This window comes from Microbacterium panaciterrae (assembly GCF_039541635.1).
GTDB lineage: Bacteria > Actinomycetota > Actinomycetes > Actinomycetales > Microbacteriaceae > Microbacterium > Microbacterium panaciterrae.
This window is the reverse complement of sequence record NZ_BAABGP010000008.1, coordinates 515,245-530,760: the sequence shown is the minus strand read 5'-3', so window position 1 is coordinate 530,760 and position 15,516 is coordinate 515,245. Positions and strand designations below refer to the sequence as shown.

The 15,516-nt window shown below is 70.2% G+C and carries 17 protein-coding genes, 1 tRNA gene and 1 other RNA gene; 9 read left to right on the top strand and 10 right to left on the bottom strand.

Annotated features, from left to right (window positions below):
- The first annotated feature begins 20 nt into the window (after nucleotides 1-20).
- A complete protein-coding gene (locus tag ABD882_RS07525) occupies nucleotides 21-377 on the top strand; it encodes a hypothetical protein (RefSeq protein ID WP_345185712.1) in 357 nt (118 codons plus the stop codon).
- An 87-nt stretch (nucleotides 378-464) separates the two neighbouring features.
- Here the strand turns inward: ABD882_RS07525 and ABD882_RS07520 are convergent, their stop codons facing one another.
- Complete coding sequence (locus tag ABD882_RS07520; RefSeq protein WP_345185711.1) at nucleotides 465-1,124, bottom strand: SIMPL domain-containing protein; 660 nt, start codon at nucleotides 1,122-1,124, stop codon at nucleotides 465-467.
- A gap of 159 nt (nucleotides 1,125-1,283) precedes the next feature.
- Here ABD882_RS07520 and ssrA point away from each other — a divergent pair.
- Nucleotides 1,284-1,653: a transfer-messenger RNA gene (gene ssrA, locus ABD882_RS07515) on the top strand.
- 98 nt (nucleotides 1,654-1,751) lie between these two features.
- Here ssrA and ABD882_RS07510 read toward each other — a convergent pair.
- From ABD882_RS07510 to ABD882_RS07500, 3 genes are all read right to left on the bottom strand, one after another.
- Nucleotides 1,752-2,063, bottom strand: a complete 312-nt coding sequence (locus ABD882_RS07510) for a YciI family protein (protein ID WP_345185709.1) — start codon at nucleotides 2,061-2,063, stop codon at nucleotides 1,752-1,754.
- A 136-nt stretch (nucleotides 2,064-2,199) separates the two neighbouring features.
- On the bottom strand, nucleotides 2,200-4,719 hold the full coding sequence (locus ABD882_RS07505; protein ID WP_345185707.1) for a tetratricopeptide repeat protein: 2,520 nt from the start codon (nucleotides 4,717-4,719) through the stop codon (nucleotides 2,200-2,202).
- Between the two features lie 3 nt (nucleotides 4,720-4,722).
- Nucleotides 4,723-5,526: an inositol monophosphatase family protein gene (locus tag ABD882_RS07500; protein ID WP_345185705.1), complete on the bottom strand. Its 804-nt coding sequence runs from the start codon at nucleotides 5,524-5,526 to the stop codon at nucleotides 4,723-4,725.
- A 164-nt stretch (nucleotides 5,527-5,690) separates the two neighbouring features.
- Here ABD882_RS07500 and ABD882_RS07495 point away from each other — a divergent pair.
- A tRNA-Lys gene (locus ABD882_RS07495) sits at nucleotides 5,691-5,763 on the top strand.
- Nucleotides 5,764-5,830: 67 nt separating this feature from the next.
- Here ABD882_RS07495 and ABD882_RS07490 read toward each other — a convergent pair.
- Entirely contained in the window at nucleotides 5,831-7,054 is a 1,224-nt protein-coding gene (locus ABD882_RS07490; protein ID WP_345185704.1) for an NAD(P)/FAD-dependent oxidoreductase, read from the bottom strand.
- 29 nt (nucleotides 7,055-7,083) lie between these two features.
- Nucleotides 7,084-7,737, bottom strand: a complete 654-nt coding sequence (gene folE, locus ABD882_RS07485; RefSeq protein ID WP_345185701.1) for a GTP cyclohydrolase I FolE — start codon at nucleotides 7,735-7,737, stop codon at nucleotides 7,084-7,086.
- A 93-nt stretch (nucleotides 7,738-7,830) separates the two neighbouring features.
- On the opposite strand from folE, the gene ABD882_RS07480 reads away from it, so the two are divergent.
- Genes ABD882_RS07480 through ABD882_RS07465 form a run of 4 tightly spaced genes read left to right on the top strand, consistent with a single transcriptional unit; the run spans nucleotide 7,831 to nucleotide 10,655 of the window.
- Nucleotides 7,831-8,544 carry a helix-turn-helix transcriptional regulator gene (locus ABD882_RS07480; RefSeq protein ID WP_345185700.1) on the top strand — a complete coding sequence of 238 codons (714 nt, stop codon included), beginning with the start codon at nucleotides 7,831-7,833 and terminating at the stop codon, nucleotides 8,542-8,544.
- Nucleotides 8,541-8,999, top strand: coding sequence for an NUDIX hydrolase (locus ABD882_RS07475; protein WP_345185698.1), 459 nt, complete (start codon nucleotides 8,541-8,543; stop codon nucleotides 8,997-8,999). Before ABD882_RS07480 ends, ABD882_RS07475 begins: the two co-directional genes overlap by 4 nt.
- 13 nt (nucleotides 9,000-9,012) lie before the next feature.
- Nucleotides 9,013-9,903: a dihydropteroate synthase gene (gene folP / locus ABD882_RS07470; RefSeq protein WP_345185696.1), complete on the top strand. Its 891-nt coding sequence runs from the start codon at nucleotides 9,013-9,015 to the stop codon at nucleotides 9,901-9,903.
- Nucleotides 9,900-10,655: a pyrimidine reductase family protein gene (locus ABD882_RS07465; RefSeq protein WP_345185695.1), complete on the top strand. Its 756-nt coding sequence runs from the start codon at nucleotides 9,900-9,902 to the stop codon at nucleotides 10,653-10,655. Before folP ends, ABD882_RS07465 begins: the two co-directional genes overlap by 4 nt.
- A 30-nt stretch (nucleotides 10,656-10,685) precedes the next feature.
- Here ABD882_RS07465 and ABD882_RS07460 read toward each other — a convergent pair whose 3' ends face one another.
- The 4 genes from ABD882_RS07460 to ABD882_RS07445 form a co-directional block, all read right to left on the bottom strand.
- On the bottom strand, nucleotides 10,686-10,961 hold the full coding sequence (locus ABD882_RS07460) for a hypothetical protein (protein WP_345185692.1): 276 nt from the start codon (nucleotides 10,959-10,961) through the stop codon (nucleotides 10,686-10,688).
- 95 nt (nucleotides 10,962-11,056) lie between these two features.
- The gene (locus ABD882_RS07455) at nucleotides 11,057-12,286 is read right to left on the bottom strand and encodes an MFS transporter (RefSeq protein ID WP_345185691.1); all 1,230 of its coding nucleotides are present in this window, start codon (nucleotides 12,284-12,286) and stop codon (nucleotides 11,057-11,059) included.
- Nucleotides 12,283-12,741 (bottom strand): MarR family winged helix-turn-helix transcriptional regulator, encoded by a 459-nt coding sequence (locus tag ABD882_RS07450; protein WP_345185690.1) that lies wholly within the window; start codon nucleotides 12,739-12,741, stop codon nucleotides 12,283-12,285. Before ABD882_RS07450 ends, ABD882_RS07455 begins: the two co-directional genes overlap by 4 nt.
- Nucleotides 12,742-12,807: 66 nt before the next feature.
- Nucleotides 12,808-13,413 (bottom strand): hypothetical protein, encoded by a 606-nt coding sequence (locus ABD882_RS07445; RefSeq protein WP_345185688.1) that lies wholly within the window; start codon nucleotides 13,411-13,413, stop codon nucleotides 12,808-12,810.
- 204 nt (nucleotides 13,414-13,617) lie between these two features.
- Between ABD882_RS07445 and ABD882_RS07440 the strand changes: the two genes are divergently transcribed.
- Entirely contained in the window at nucleotides 13,618-14,940 is a 1,323-nt protein-coding gene (locus tag ABD882_RS07440) for a hypothetical protein (RefSeq protein ID WP_345185686.1), read from the top strand.
- Nucleotides 14,941-14,957: 17 nt separating this feature from the next.
- A complete protein-coding gene (locus tag ABD882_RS07435; RefSeq protein WP_345185684.1) occupies nucleotides 14,958-15,491 on the top strand; it encodes a hypothetical protein in 534 nt (177 codons plus the stop codon).
- Nucleotides 15,492-15,516 lie beyond the last annotated feature (25 nt).

Sequence of the window (15,516 nt, the reverse complement as noted above, 5' to 3'; positions counted from 1 at the left end):
GCCTCGGCGAGGATTGATGCGTGAAGGAGGACCATCAGATGAAACGACTGGCGATCGGATGTGCGATCGCGCTGGGGCTCGTTGCAGCAGGATCCACCGCAGCCTATGCGGGCGAATACACCGGAAATGGGGATCCGACCTCAGGACCCGCCCACGCCGCGTCCGAGTGCGCCTATTCGGGCCTCGACATCGCGGATTCGATCGAGAACAACCCTCCGGGGTTCAACGACGACGCGATCGCGGTGCGGGGCAGCCAGAGCCCCGGCGGCGTCGATCGGTACCACGGGGTGCAGTCCTATGGGTCCTTCGTCAAGGCCGGACTGAAGGACGTCGTGCCGTCACCGGGGATGGCATGCAACCCGAGCGGAACGCGCTGATTCGCGGTTCCTTCCCACCGCCGATGATCGGGAAATGACGGTCACCGGGGCTTGATCACCCGAAAGGGTCCGAGCGCGGTTCCCGGCTCAGCCGGCCAGGAACCGCGCTTCGACGGTCGCCGCGATCGCGATGTCGTCTCCCTGCAGTTCCACGCCGACCGCCTCCGGGGGCGCGGCAAAGGCGCGCATCGCCTTCGCCTGCAGACCCGGCGTCGCAGTGCTGTCCGCGAGCAGGCCGGCGTCGGCGATCTCGACCGGCACCACCCGAGCGAGTCCGAGGGCGGCGGCGTACGCGCCCGCGCGGGTGAGCGCGGTGCGCACGGCCTCCGCGGCGACCTCCTGCTCGACGCGCGCGCGGGTCTCCGGCGTGAGCGTCCAGTCGGTGGCGGAGAGCGATACGCCGTCCCAGGAGGAGATCTCGGCCACCCAGCCGGAGAGCTCCGCGAAGTGGACGAACGTCGCGGTGAAGTCGACCGCGGCATGGTAGACGAGCGCGAGTCGGGTGCCGTCTCCGCTCCACGGGCGTTCCGAGCGCACGGCCAGCCGCTTGCTGGACCAGGTCGTGACGGCACCCTCTTCTTCGCGGGTCTGGATCCCTTCACGCACCGGAGCGGCGAGCGCGAGCGTGCGCTCGACGACGTCCGCCCGGTCCGGTCCCTCCCATGAGACGGACAGGCTCACGATGGCGCGCTCGGGCGCGACACGCACCTCGTGCTCGCCGCGGACGGTGATCATGACCTCGCTCATGTCGCGACTCTACGGCACGCCGCCATCGCGACGAGGCGGGTCCGATGCGCCGCGGAATGGCGGGCGGCGTCGAACCGTTGTAGTCTGTGATGCTCGGGTGTTTCGGCACCCGGTGACAATTCCACAGTGCGACAGCGGCTCCTTCGAGAGAAGGACCACGGGGCTGATCGGTTTCGACAGCGCCTGTGAATCCACGAGAAGCGGGCCGAGGATGCAGGGTTATCTCGTGAACGCTCCCTGCAAAACAATAAGTGCCAACACAAAGCGCACTGACTTCGCCCTCGCTGCGTAAGCGAGCCCGATAGTCCGTCAGGCCGTATGTGATTCCGATACGGATCCTGGCGTCATCTAGGAATCTTGCTGTGTGACGGCGTCTGGACGTCACGCGGGACTCTTCCCAGGCTGGGCTTGTCGACTTAGGTGTCTGTGACAAAGGTCGGAGCCGAGTAGAACGTCTGCACAGAATGCGCCCGGAGAAGGCGTGGAGACTCAGCGTTGGACGGGGGTTCGATTCCCCCCAGCTCCACCACGAGCTCCGCTCGTCAGAACCAAGCCGCTGTCGCCGAGAAGCCCTCGGGATCCCGCACCTGTGCAGGATCCCGAGGGCTTCGTCGTGTCAGGGCGGATTCAGCCCATGACCACCGGCTGGGTCTCGTACACGTCGATGGTGCCGCCCATCGCGGTGTGCGGGTGGCCGTCGAGCAGCGCGGCGATCTCGTCGTATGAGTCCGCCTGCAGCAGCGAGTATCCGCCGACGGTCGGATCGGCGCCGGGGGAGACCGGGGCTGTGGGGTCGCCGAAGTTGACGATCGCGTCGCCGGCGCGTTCGGCCCACGCGTTCCAGGCGTTCATCATCTCGGCGCCCTGCTCCGGGGTGGGCTCCGGCATCGCGGCCATCGCGGCCGGATCGGCGCGGTAGATCAGCAGGTAGTTGGTCATGGGATGCTCCTCGTGCTCGGGTGATGCGTTCGGATCGCCGCCGGAATCGTGGCGGCACACACAGAGGATCCCGCGTCCGGGCTCCCGGCAGAAGAGCCCCGCGGCGTTTCATAGGGTTCTCCGGGGATCCGGAGCGTCAGCTCATCCGAGACCAGATCAGGTAGCCGATGATCAGGGCGACGACGACCCCGCCGATGAGGGCGGAGCGGGTCTTCGAGGCCCGTGCCCTCAGCGAATTCTGCCGACCCGCTGTCTCGCCCTCTGCGCCCGAGGGGGCCTCGGCGGCGAAGTCGGCCCTTGTCGCGGAGGCGAGCGTCTCGCGCTCGCCCTCTTCTCTGCCGAGTGCGGCGAGGATCCCGTCCAGGTCGCGGATCCGGTGCAGGGTCAGCGGGTGCGTCGGGCCGAGCACCTCGGTGGACAGCGTGACCGCCTGTTCGGCGAGCAGACGGGCGCGGGGGAGGTCTCCGCCGTCCTGCACCGCACCGGCCAGGGCCGCCAGGGTGCTCAGCGTGTGCGGATCCCGGGCGCCGAGGGCCGCGGTGCGGTGCTCCAGTGCGTGTTCGAACCGCCGGGCGCTCTCCGCGGGCCGGCCGAGATGGCGCTCCTCGAGGGCCCGGTTGTGCAGCGTGATCAGGGTGTCGCGATGCTCCGGCCCCAGCACGCGGACCTGCACCTCGTACAGGCGGTCGTAGGACGCCGCGGCTTCGGCGTCGCGATCGAGCTGGCAGGCGGCGAGCGCGAGATTGCCGAGCACGCGCAGCGCCGGCACGCTCTCGCCCGCTCCCTCTGCCTCCAGCGCCTCCAGCACCGGTCGCAGCAGCGCCTCCGCCTCAGCGGGCCGGTCGCTGTTCAGATACACGGCGGCGAGGTCGATCGCGCGGTGCACATCACCGGACGCGTCGTACAGTGCGCGCATCTCGGCGCACGCCTCGTCGGTGCGGCCGAGCTCCTGCAGGGCCAGGGCGCGAGAGTTGCGCAGGCCGTCGATCGCGGAGCGGGTCGCGCCGTCGCGCTCCGCGTCGGCGATCGCCCGGCTCAGCGTCTCCTCGCCCTCCGCGGTGCGCCCGAGGCCGCGCAGGGTGACGCCGATCGCCTGCCGGGATTGCGCGATCCGTGTCGCTGCACCGCGGCGTTCGTCCGGCGTCTCTGACTCGTCTGCCAGTGCGTGCTCCAGTTCCAGTGAGCGCTGGTAGTCGGCCAGCGCCTCCTCGCCCCGCCCCGCGTCGCGCAGCCGCGCGCCCAGCTCGTCGCGCACACCGATCTCGTGACGCCGGGCGTCGCCTCCGTAGGAGCGGAGGCGATCCGCACCCGCACGCAGGAGATCGAGGGCGTCCGCGGAGAGCGGGTCGAACCCGGAGGCGCGATCCGCCCAGGCGCGTCGCAGCTCGCCGAACAGCTCGTCATCCGACGCCCGTGCGCCCTCCCCGCCGTGACCGTCGTCCGCCCGGGCCGATGCGCGCTGCGCGCAGGCGTCGTCGATCGCCGCGCAGCGCTCCGCAGCCCGTGCTCGTGCCAGGTCGGCCAGGGCGGCGGATCTGTCCGCCGCGGAGGCGTCCAGGAGAACCCGTGCCTCGAGGTTCCGCGACCTCAGCGCCACCCGATCGAGCGGACCATGCTCGGCGGCGTCATCGACGATCGCGCGGGCCTCGTCGACGAGTCCTCGACGGCCGGCGCGGTCGGATCCGTCCAGCTGCACCTCGACGGCGACCATGCGGGTGTTCAGCACCTGACGGCTGGTCGGGCCGAACCGGGCCGTCTCCAGGACGGTGATGCGGCGCAGCAGCGGCAGCGGATCCTCGGCAGGCGCCCCGGAGCGGGCCAGCAGGCGCAGCACGGAGACGCGGAACCGCATCGTCTCGAGAGTGAGCGGATCGTCCTCCCCGCGCACCCGGCCCAGGGCCGGGACCAGCAGGGCGAGGTCCGCCTCCGCGCCGATCGCGTCCGAGGACCAGAACCGCGTCCTGGCGCGCCACCACCAGGCGTCCAGCGTCGCGGGATGGTCCAGGCCGAGCAGTACGCGTCGACCGTCCAGCACGTGCCCCCACAGCAGGGCGGAGACGTCGTCTTCATCGAGGCGCGACAGCTCCCTGGCTTTCGCCGCGAGCGCCATGAGATGGTTGCCGCCGCCCTCCTGGTCCGCCGCCGCGCGGGCGATCAGCAGGTCGTACGCCCGCAGGCCCTCGTCGGTGTCCCGGCGGGTCAGCCAGAGCGCCCGGCGTTCCAGCAGCCACAGCACGCGGCCGTGCGCCACGCCGAGCTGCTGCTCGCCCTCCGCGATCAGCGCGTCCAGGTCCGCGATCACCGCGGGCGGGACGGTGTCCGGATCCTGCCCCACGATGCGCTCCGCGGCACGGGCGTACAGACGATCGTCGATCAGCTGTTCGCGTGACGCGTCGAGGTGCGCACGGTCGGCCAGTGCGGTTTCGCAGACCTCGGCGAGTGTGCGGTACATCTCGCGGGCCTCCGCGGTCCGCTCCAGCTCATCGAGTCCGTAGGCGAGCCCGCGCAGAGCGCTGCGGTGAGTGGGTCCGCCCTCGCCCTCGGTCATCACGGCCCGCGGGATCAGGGCCCGGAAGGCGTCGAGGGCTCGGCCGATGCGCTCCCGATCCTCGCTGCCGACGTCCGCCCAGGCGGATGCGAGCGCATCGTCCGTCACATCTCACCCCGCCGTCTGCACCTGCTCCAGGAATGCCGTGTGCAGCACGCCGTTCGTGGCGAGCGCCGAGCGCGCCGACAGGGTCGGGCTGCCATCGAACGCCGTCGCGGTCCCGCCGGCCTCGGCCACGATCGCGAACGCCGCGGCGATGTCATACTCCTTGACGCCGAACTCGGCGACCATGTCGAGACGGCCTTCGGCGAGCATCATGTACGCGAACACGTCGCCGTAGGCGCGGTCGCGCCACACCCGGCGGGACAGCGCCACGAGCCGGTCGAGGTGCCCTGCCTCGTCCCACTGCGCGATGCTCTGGAAGCTGATGCTCGCATCGTCGAGCGAGGAGACGTCGGAGACCCGGATCGCCCGCGGCTCCGCGTCGGTCGACGCCCAGGCGCCGAGTCCGGGGGCCGCCCACCAGCGGCGGCCGAGCGCGGGCATGCTCACGACGCCGACCCGGGCGACGCCGTCGACCGCCAGGCTGATCATGGTGCCCCAGAGCGGAACGCCGCGGAGGAAATTGGCTGTCCCGTCGATCGGGTCGATGATCCACTGCCGCTGCGCATCGCCGGTGGTCCCGAACTCCTCGCCGAGGATGCCGTCCTCCGGGCGTTCGGACTGCAGCATGTCGCGGATCGCGCGCTCGGTGGCGAGGTCGGCGTCGGTGACATGGGAGTGGTCGGCCTTCAGCGAGACGCTCAGATCCGCGGCGTCGAAACGCGGCAGCGACTGCGCATCGGCGGCATCGGCAAGGCGGAGGGCGAGGTCGAGGTCGCTCTGGAATTCGGCTTCGGCGCGGGTCTCAGTCACGCCTCCAAGGATACGGTGCCGGACCCGTCGGTTCTGGGGCGAGAGGGCTCGCGGCGCACTTGGAACGCACGACACGCCAGGGATGCGCGGGCACCCCGCCCGGATTTCACATCCGTCGGATCCGCTGGTAATGTGATTCCTCGGCCGGGCAACCGGTCTGCCGCGCACCTCTAGCTCAATCGGCAGAGCAACTGACTCTTAATCAGTGGGTTCTGGGTTCGAGTCCCAGGGGGTGCACAAACCCCCGATCTCTCGCCAGATCGGGGGTTTTTTCGTGCGCGGCGGCGCTGGCGGCGCGGGTGCCTCAGAGCTGGTCGTAGGGCACGGCGGGGTCCGCGAGCAGCACCGGATCGACGACGCGGTGCTCCGCGATGAGGGGCTTGATCTGGTCGATCACGTCCCACACGTTCACGTTCATCGCCGCGAGGATCCGATCCTCCTCATCCAGCCAGAAGGCGACGAACTCGCGCGTCGCCAGATCTCCCCGCACGACGACGCGATCGTCTGAGGAGGCGTGTCCGATGTACTCGCTGCCGAGGTCGTACTGGTCGGTGTAGAAGTACGGGAGTTCCGTGTACGGCGTGCTCCCGCCGAGCAGTGCGGCGACCGCCGCCGCCGGCTGGTTCAGCGCCGTGGCCCAGTGCTCGACCCGCACCCGGTGACCGAGAACGGGGTGGTCGTGGTTCGCGATGTCGCCGACGGCGTACACGTCGGGGTCGCTGGTGCGCAGGCTGGCATCGACGAGGACGCCGTTGTCGACCGCGATCCCGGCCGCCTCGGCGAGATCGGTGACGGGCCTCACGCCGATGCCGATGACGATCGCGTCGGCCGGGACGACCTCGCCGTCCTGCAGCCGCACACCGGTGGCGTGGCCGTCGACCGTGTCGATCCCCGCGATCTGCACGCCGGTGCGCACCTCCACCCCGTGCGCGGTGTGCAGGTCGGCGAACACCTGAGCGATGGTCGGACCGAGCACGCGCAGCAGCGGCAGCTCAGCGCCCTCCAGGATGGTGACCGTCGTGTCGGAGGCGCGCGCCGCGGCCGTGACCTCCAGGCCGATCCACCCGCCGCCGATGATCACCAGTCGCCTGCCGGGTCCGAATGCGGCGCGGATCGCGTCGGCATCCTCCACGGTGCGCAGGTAGTGCACGTTGTCGGCATCCGCTCCGTCCAGCGGCAGCTTCCGGACTGTGGATCCCGTGGCCAGCACGAGCTTGTCGTAGGGGAGCGTCGTGCCGTCGTCGAGGGTCACCTGGTGCGCGGCCGTGTCGATCGCGGTCGCGCGCACGCCCTGGCGCAGGGTCACGTCGTGACCGTCGTACCAGCTCTGCGGGTGCACGACCGCGCTGTCGAAAGCTGCCTTGCCGGCGAGGTAGTCCTTGGACATCGGCGGGCGCTCATAGGGCAGGTGATCCTCCGCGGCGATCAGGGTGACCCTGCCGGCGTGCCCGCCGTCGCGGAGCGCTTCCGCGGTCTTGGCCCCGGCGAGGCCCCCGCCGATGATGACGATGTTCTCCGTGGTGCTCATGCGGCTCTCCTGATGCTCTGTGTGATCGGTCATGATGCGGTGATGCCGGACAGGGCGAGGAACTCCTGCCGGGAGCGCGGATCCTCGCGCAGCTGTCCGAGCAGCGTCGAGGTGACGGTGCTCGAACCGGTCGCCTGCGCGCCGCGCAGGGTCATGCACGAGTGCGTGGCGGTGATCACCACTCCGACGGCGCGCGGCGCGAGGTTCTCCTGCAGCCAGTCGGCGATCTGCTTGGTCAGTCGCTCCTGGGTCTGCGGGCGGCACGCGAAGTGCTCCACGATCCGGGCGAGTTTCGACAGGCCGACGATCCGCTCTCCCGGCAGGTAACCGACCGTGGCCCGGCCGGTGAACGGCAGCAGGTGGTGCTCGCATATCGAGCGCACCGGCACATCCTTCACGATCACCAGTTCGTCGTACCCCTCCTCGTTCGGGAAGGTCGTGAGGTCGAAGGGCCGGGGGCTGAGCAGCTCCGCCCAGGCGCGCGCCATCCGCGCGGGGGTGGCGCGCAGGTGCTCGGACTCCAGTGAGACCCCCAGCGCGTCCAGGAAGTCTTCGGCCGCCAGCTCCGCCCGTGCCAGATCAGGTTCGGCGCCGCCACCGCCCACGCGCAGGGGAGCGGTTCGCCGGGGCGGGGCCAGATCCGGGCCTGCCTCGAGCATCGGCAGCGAGAACGTCTCGGACATGACCGCACCTTTCTATAAATTTCCTCTGTGTTTTTTAGAATGGCACTCTCGCGACCTTTCGTCAAGATATATTTGTTTTAGAAGGAGGCGCGCGTGAGCACTGCCGGATCGAACCAGGACCTTCACGAGGTGAGCCTGCTCGCAGACGATGTCCGGCGCCGCCTCTACGACGTCGTGGTCGCGCAGAGCGAGGCGATCACCCGCGAACAGGCCGCCGCTGCGGCGGGTGTCGGTCGCGCCCTGGCCGCATATCACCTCGATCGGCTCGCCGAGGCGGGGCTCATCGAGGTCGGGTTCGCGCGCACTCCGGGACGCACCGGACCAGGATCTGGCCGGCCGGCGAAGCAGTACTCGCGCAGCTCCCGGGAGCTCTCGGTCACCCTCCCGCCGCGCGATTACGCGCTCCTCGCGCGGATCCTGGCGACGGCTGTCGAAGGATCGGCCTCGGACCGCGTCGGCGCAGCGCTGCGGGGCGCCGCAGCGGAGGAGGGCGAGGCGCTGGGGTGCCGGTCGCACACGGTGCCCGATGCGCTGACCGTCGCCGGCTACGAGCCCGTCACCGATCCTGCGGGCGACATCGTGCTGCGCAACTGCCCGTTCCACAGCGTCGTGCAGGAGCACACCGCCCTGGTGTGCTCTCTCAATCACGCCTTCGTGCAGGGCGCTCTCGCCGGAGCCGGAGAGGATCCGGGTCGCGCGGAGCTCTGCCCCCGGGCCGGTCACTGCTGCGTCGTCGTGCACCCGGTGCCGTCCGCACCCGGCGGAGATCTGACCGGTCCGGCGACGGAGCAGGATGGGGTCTCATGAACGCGCGATCCTTCGCGGTGGTTCCCGCCGCCTACGTCTACCTTCGCCACGAGGATCGGGTGCTGCTGCAGCTGAGGCAGAACACCGGCTTCATGGACGGCCGGTGGGCCGCCGCCATCGCCGGTCATGTCGAGCTCGGTGAGACCGCGCTCGCCACGGCGTGCCGCGAAGCGGTCGAGGAGCTCGGGATCATGCTCCACCCCGGAGCTCTCACGCCGGTCACCGCGATGCAGCGCACGGACGGCACCGCGGACCCGCGGGAGCAGCGCGTCGACTGGTTCTTCACGGCGAGGGTCTGGGACGGGCGCCCCACCATCAAGGAGCCGCTCAAGTGCGCCGATCTCGCCTGGTTCCGGCTCACAGACCTTCCCGACCTTGTCCCGCCGCATGAGCGTCTCGTGCTGGACGGGCTCGCCTCGGGCCGGTTGAGCGTGTTCACCAGCTACGGATATTGAATCGGGGACAGAGATGACAGCTTCCACGCCCCTGCGCCGGATCGGGCGCCGCGAGTTCGACTTCGATCGGCGCGTCGCGGTGATGGCCGTCGTCAATCGCACCCCGGACTCGTTCCACGACCGCGGCGCGACGTTCGCGCTGGAGCGCGCCGTGGCGGCATCGGTGCGCGCCGCGGATCTCGGCGCGGACTGGGTGGACATCGGCGGGGTGCCGTTCGGCCGCGGACCCGTCGTGTCGACCGTGGAGGAGATCGACCGCGTGGTCCCGGTCATCGAGGCCATCGCGGCGGCGTCCGACGTCGTGATCTCCGTCGACACCAACAAGGCCGACGTCGCCCGTGCCGCGATCGCCGCCGGTGCCGCCGTGATCAACGACACGAGCGGTCTCGGCGATCCGGACATGGCAGGCGTCATCGCCGGGAGCGATGCCCACGTCGTCATCACGCACAGCGTCGGACCGCCGCGCGAGGAGAAGCCGCCCGCGCGCTTCGACGATGTGGTCGCGGACGTGCACGCGTTCCTTGCTGAGCGGATCGCGCGCGCGGAGAGCGCCGGGATCGCGCGTGATCGGATCATCATCGATCCGGGGCACGACCTCGACAAGAACACGCTGCACTCGCTCGAGCTCACGCGGCGCCTCGGCGAGTTCGCCGATCTCGGCCTGCCCCTGCTCGTGGCGGTATCGAACAAGGACTTCGTGGGCGAGACGCTGGACCGGCCACGCGGCGAGCGCCTGCCAGGCTCGCTCGCGGCCATGGTGGCGTGCATCCTGAACGGCGCCCGCATCGTGCGCATGCACGACGTGGTCGAGACCGTCGATGCGGTGCGCATGACGGAGGCCATCCTCGGCTGGCGGGATCCTGTCCGGCTCGAGCACAACATGCACCCGACGAGGAACGTATGACCCGCATCGACGAGCTCTGGCCGGATCCCGCCTCCGATCTCGACGACGAGGCCCTGCTGGCGCGGCTCGAGTCGCCGGCGCTGCCTTGGCTGAGGATGAACTTCATCGCGAGCCTCGACGGAGCGGCGACCCGCGCGGGCCGATCCGGTGGCCTGGGCGATGACGCGGACCGCCGGATGTTCGACCTGCTCCGGCGCTGGGCCGATGTGGTGCTCCTCGGCGCCGGCACCGCCCGGATCGAGGAGTACGGCGGGATGCGCCTGGGCGACGATGCCGCCGCATGGCGGGTGGCGAGCGGCATGCCGCCGCACCCTGCTCTGGCGCTCGTGACACGGCGCCTCGACCTCGACCCTTCCTCGCCGATCTTCGTCGATGCGCCGGTGCGGCCGATCGTGTTCACCGTCGCTTCCGCGTCGCCGCAGAGACGCGAGGCGCTCGCCAAGGTCGCGACCGTCATCGACGCCGGCGTCGACGACGTCGACCCGAGGCGGGTGCGCGAGATCCTCGTCGAGCGCGGGCTCACGCGCATCCACTCCGAGGGCGGTCCGAGCCTGTTCGGATCCTTCCTGGAGGAGGGCGTCGTCGACGAGCTGTGTCTCACGCTCGCCCCCACGCTCGAGAGCGGGTCGTCCGGCCGCATCGCCCACGGCGCAGGAGATGCGGCGCAGCAGATGCGGCTCGCGTCCGCTCTGCGCGCAGGAGACGAACTCCTGCTGCGCTACACGAGGATCGCGCCGACAGACGCGGAGTGACCGCTCCTGGTGACGTGCGGGGTCGGTGGCTCAGACGGTGCGCACCGAGAGCAGACGGTAGCCTTCGGGCACCTTCGCCTCCAGGGCGGCCATGTCGTCGGCTTCGATCTCCTCGACCCCGTCTCGGCGCACGATCGTGCCCTCGGCGGTGAGGACCGTGTCCTTCTTCGCCATCGCGACCGGCGCGGACGCGAGCTCCCAGCCGGGAGGGGTCTGTGCGGCCAGCAGATCCTGGATCTCGTCCAGCTCCTCCGCCTGCACGGTGGCGGTCTTCGATTCCACGGGACGGACGATACCGATCAGCATGCCTCCAGCGTAGAGCGCTTCACCGACGAAGCCCGCCCCGCGCACCGTTGTGCGGGACGAGCCGTCTGTTGCGCCCTCGGGCCGGACGCAGACCCTCAGGCGGCGTCGCCGATGAGGATCGCCTCCGCGTCCTCCGCGGCGTCGTGCGAACCGGTGCCGATGTGGGCGAGCGCCTTGCGCCCGAGCAGCACCACCAGCGCGGCGATCAGCACGGACACTCCGGCGAACACGTAAGGGACGGTGTCGCCCCACAGGTGCGAGAGCAGCGCGGCGAGCGGCGGGGCCACGGCGCCGCCGATGAAGCGCACAGCCGAGTACGCCGAGGACGCGACGGAGCGGGGGAGATCCGTCGCTTCCATGACGGCCTCGGTGAGCACCGTGTTCATGACGCCGAGCAGCAGACCGCCGACGATGATGCACACCACGAGGGCCGCCGGGATCGCCACCAGGATGCCGGCCACGAACAGGACGATGGCGAGCAGGGGCAGCACGATCACGATGATGCGGGTGATCGGCAAGCGGCGCAGCAGCACCGGGGCGACCCAGACGCTGGTCACGGCCAGGGCGATGCCCCACCCGAAGAAGGTCAGGCCGATCCCGATCGCGCTGAACTTGAGGGGGAACGGCGAGAACGCGAGCAGCACGAAGAAGCCGATGTTGTAGAACAGGGCGGTGACGGCGAGCACTCCGAGCGCCGGGCGGCGCAGGGCGCGGAACGGGGCGGAGAACGCCACAGGTTCGCGCTTGCCGAACGGCCCGCGCAGCAGCGTGAGGACGGCGAGGAAGCCGATCGCCATGAGCACCACGACACCGAAGAACGGGCCGCGCCAGCTCATCTCGCCGAGGATGCCGCCGAGCAGCGGGCCGATCGCGATGCCGAGGCCCAGCGCGGCCTCGTACAGGATGATCGCCGAACTCGATCCGCCGCTGGCAGCGCCCACGATCGTGGCGAGCGCGGTGGAGATGAACAGCGCGTTGCCGAGTCCCCATCCCGCGCGGAAGCCGATGATGGCGTCGACGCTGCCGCTCAGGGCGCAGAACAGCGCGAACACGATGATGAGCGCGAGGCCGAGCAGCAGGGTCGCCTTCGGGCCGATGCGGCTCGAGATCCAGCTGGTGAACAGCATCGCCACGCCGGTGACGAGCAGGTAGCTCGTGAACAGCAGCTCGGTCTGCACCGGCGTCGCCTTGAGCGAGTCCGCGATCGCGGGCAGGATCGGGTCGACCAGGCCGATGCCCATGAAGGCGACGACGCAGGCGAAAGCCACGGCCCAGACTTGCGCGGGCTGCCTCCAGACGGATGGTGCGGAACCGATGCTGCTCAACGTGCTGTCCTTTCCAGAAGAGAGTGGGTGTGCAGGATCTCCGCGGCCCGGGCGAGATGCGCCCAGTCTGCGTCGTCGAGATCCGAGAATCGGGGGGCGAGGATCCGCTGCAGCTCCTGCCGCCACGCCTGCAGCGCCTTCGTGCCCTCATCCGTGATCATCACGACGGTGGCGCGAGAGTCGTCCGGATCGGGCGTGCGGCGCACCAGCCCCTCGTGCTCGAGCTGGCCGATCAGCCGGGTCATGCCCGGCTGGGTGGTGCGGCTGGCCTTGGCCAGCTCGCCGACGCGCCGTCCCCGGGGCGCGCCGGAGGAACGATCTCCGAGGGCGCCGTCCAGCAGGCTGAGCGCCCGCCACTGCGCCGCGGGGGCGTCGTTGCCGGCCTCCTGGGCCGCGATCCGGGTGAGGGTGTGCGTCGAGAAGATGATCGATTGGAGCACCTCACCGCGATTCATACCAAAAGTATATAACTGTTGGTATCTAAATGCAACGCCGCGGAGGCGCGGCAGCGACGGGCTCCGTCAGCGGGCGCCGTAGCGGCAGGTCACGGACCCGGAATCGGACTTCTCGTCCACGACGACCGTCCCGTTCCAGAGGATCTGGCAGCTGAGCGTGGTCGAGGGTGCGTCCTTCGGCAGCGTGACGGTGATCTCGGCTGTCGACTTCGTCGTGGTGAACCGCTTCCAGCCGCTGCCGAGCCAGTCCTCGGTGTACGACTGCGAGTCGTCGGCGTACGTCACGGAGAAGGTGGGGGCGCCCTGCGCCCTGACCTCGACATCGGCGCGCCGCAGGTGGGCGAGGGCGCCCACCGCGAGCACGGCGATGATCACGACGTCGAGCACGATGCCGATGATGCCGAGGGCGAGAGCCCAGCGGGCGACGCCTCCGCCGGCGCCGATCCGGCGAGCTCGGATGCCCAGCACGAGAGCGGCGAGGCCGGCAAGCGCCGCGAGCACGAGCACCGCGAGCAGTCCGAATCCGGGGAAGAACGGCACGAGCGCGGCGGCGACCACGAGCGCGGCGATCCCGAGCCAGAGCGCGGTGGTGCCGACGCGGCGACCGGGCGCCCGGTGCGGATCAGGAGCGCCCAGCCGGTCGGCTGGGGCGGATCCGTCTGCGTGCGTCATGTCATCTCCTCGATCCTCGACCCCCGTGAAGGAAGGCGACGCGTCAGAGCATAGCCCGCGGCGGTGCCGCCGGACCGGTGCGCGGCATGGGTAGTTCTGCCCGTTGCGCAGGTCTTACCCGCACGCCTACCGTGAGCCAGGATGGAGAGGGAAGCCCGGGGGGAAGGCCATTCGGTTCACCGGCTCCCACGACCGAGGAGGATCATGCGCACCTACGACGAGTTCCCGACGATCATCGGGGAGATGAAGCGGGCTGCGATCGACTGCTGGATGGCCGACGACGACTACTGCGTGCATTTCGCCTACGACGACACGTATGCGCTCTGGGGATACGTCGCGGCCAACAGCTACTCACGTCCGGGAGCGGATGGCCAGGGCGGCGGCGAGTTCACCGGGTGGATCAGCTGGAACCACCCATCCCGGGCACCCCGGTTCGACGAGATCCGCGGCTATGTGGACGACTGGACCGCACAGTGGAAGGGACTGCCCGACGGTTCGGCGTGCACAGCTCCGCTGCAGGCGACGACCACGACGGCCGCCGCGTTCGGGGCGTCCGGCTCCGGCCCCTCCGTGCAGGACAACGGCGAGATCTCCACCGCGAACCACACCGTCAGCGACGTCCTGATCAGCAACATCAAGGGCTCATTCGTCACGCCGTTCCACGACAAGTACTACACGCAGTTCTCCATGGTCGGATACGGGCTGGGCGCGGCGACTGCGATTCTCCAGGTGAATTACAACGTCGAGAACACCATGTGGGACAAGGTGCGCGACGACGTGACGAATCTCTGCGTGAACGCGACCAACGCGTGGAAGAAGCAGGCCGACCTCGACGCCGACGCCTACGGCACCGTCACCCTGACGGTGGTCGGAGCCGTGGTGGGCGCTTTCGCCACGATCGCCACGGCCGGCGCCGCGGCTCCGGCGGTGGCGGCCCTCATCGGCATCTCCACGCTCGCGACCGCGGGCGTCGCAGGGATCGCCGCGAGCGCGTCGATCTCGGGCGGGAGCTATCTCGAGATCTTCCAGTCGCTGGCGGACGGGCTGATGATGCTCGGCGACGGGATCCGGAAGCAGGAGCAGTCGCTGACCGACATGATGGACAAGAGCAACACGTACATCCTGGACAACAAGCCGGACTTCGATCTCGACGCGTTCGCACTCGGGCGCTACCCCGGATCGGACGGCACGATCAGCATGCAGCAGGCCAACGCCGACCTGATCTCCACCAACATGCAGCGGATCATCACCGCGCTCGGCGGCGCGCAGACCTCGCTCGGCGCCGCGCCGGCGTCGAGCCCGACTCCCCGCGACGGTCGCGTCGGCGTGGGCGCAGACGGCACCCACGGCTCCGCGGCCGCGCTGTACGCCACCGTGGCCACCTGCCTGACGTACACCACGAGCGAATACACCCTCGGAAGGGAGCTGTTCAACGCGACGGTCGCCGACTACTTCCAGACCGACGCGGACGCGACGAAGAAGGTCGCCCAGCTCGCTGCCAGCGAAGCCCTCTCGACCCAGTGGTGACCGCGATGATGCCGAAGATGCCGCAGCTTCCCGGATCCGGAACAGCGCCGACCTCGCTCGGAGGCCCGCTCGAGAGCCGCCACCTCGGTCCGATCGAGCTCGACGGCGGAAGCGGCGGCGGCCGCATGGACGCGGTCGTGCCCCTGCGCGGTGTGGAAGTGCCGCTGCGCCTCGAGATCGACTTCCCGGATCGCCTCGACCAGGGCGTGATCGACAAGGTCGACATCGCGCTCGAGGCCCTGGACTTCCACGACGACCTCGCCCGGCAGACCATCGCGGACGGACTGCGCCGCGAGGGCACGGTGCCCGCACGGCTGTTCCACGCGTGGGCGGACAGGGCGCCGGGACGAGAGCAGGCGACCCGCGAGTTCCTCGACCTGCTGCGGCCGCTGCACCTCACCATCACGCCCGACGGCGGCAAGGTCAACCGGAACCGCGTCGTCATGGACTACGGACTCGCCGACTCCTCGGTCTCCGGGACGGTCACCGTGCGATTCGTGCAGCCGACCGGCCCCGAGCTCGTGCCCGCGACCCGCCCCGGCATGCGCTGACCCCGTCGGCCCCGGCCGGTTCCGC

Bases quoted from the DNA above. Each gene is read 5' to 3' on its own strand.
- ABD882_RS07520 (WP_345185711.1), bottom strand. From the start codon at position 1,124: ATGAGCGAGGTCATGATCACCGTCCGCGGCGAGCACGAGGTGCGTGTC.
- ABD882_RS07510 (WP_345185709.1), bottom strand. From the start codon at position 2,063: ATGACCAACTACCTGCTGATCTACCGCGCCGATCCGGCCGCGATGGCC.
- ABD882_RS07490 (WP_345185704.1), bottom strand. From the start codon at position 7,054: ATGAGCACCACGGAGAACATCGTCATCATCGGCGGGGGCCTCGCCGGG.
- folE (WP_345185701.1), bottom strand. From the start codon at position 7,737: ATGTCCGAGACGTTCTCGCTGCCGATGCTCGAGGCAGGCCCGGATCTG.
- ABD882_RS07475 (WP_345185698.1), top strand. From the start codon at position 8,541: ATGAACGCGCGATCCTTCGCGGTGGTTCCCGCCGCCTACGTCTACCTT.
- folP (WP_345185696.1), top strand. From the start codon at position 9,013: ATGACAGCTTCCACGCCCCTGCGCCGGATCGGGCGCCGCGAGTTCGAC.
- ABD882_RS07465 (WP_345185695.1), top strand. From the start codon at position 9,900: ATGACCCGCATCGACGAGCTCTGGCCGGATCCCGCCTCCGATCTCGAC.
- ABD882_RS07460 (WP_345185692.1), bottom strand. From the start codon at position 10,961: ATGCTGATCGGTATCGTCCGTCCCGTGGAATCGAAGACCGCCACCGTG.
- ABD882_RS07450 (WP_345185690.1), bottom strand. From the start codon at position 12,741: ATGAATCGCGGTGAGGTGCTCCAATCGATCATCTTCTCGACGCACACC.
- ABD882_RS07445 (WP_345185688.1), bottom strand. From the start codon at position 13,413: ATGACGCACGCAGACGGATCCGCCCCAGCCGACCGGCTGGGCGCTCCT.
- ABD882_RS07440 (WP_345185686.1), top strand. From the start codon at position 13,618: ATGCGCACCTACGACGAGTTCCCGACGATCATCGGGGAGATGAAGCGG.
- ABD882_RS07435 (WP_345185684.1), top strand. From the start codon at position 14,958: ATGCCGCAGCTTCCCGGATCCGGAACAGCGCCGACCTCGCTCGGAGGC.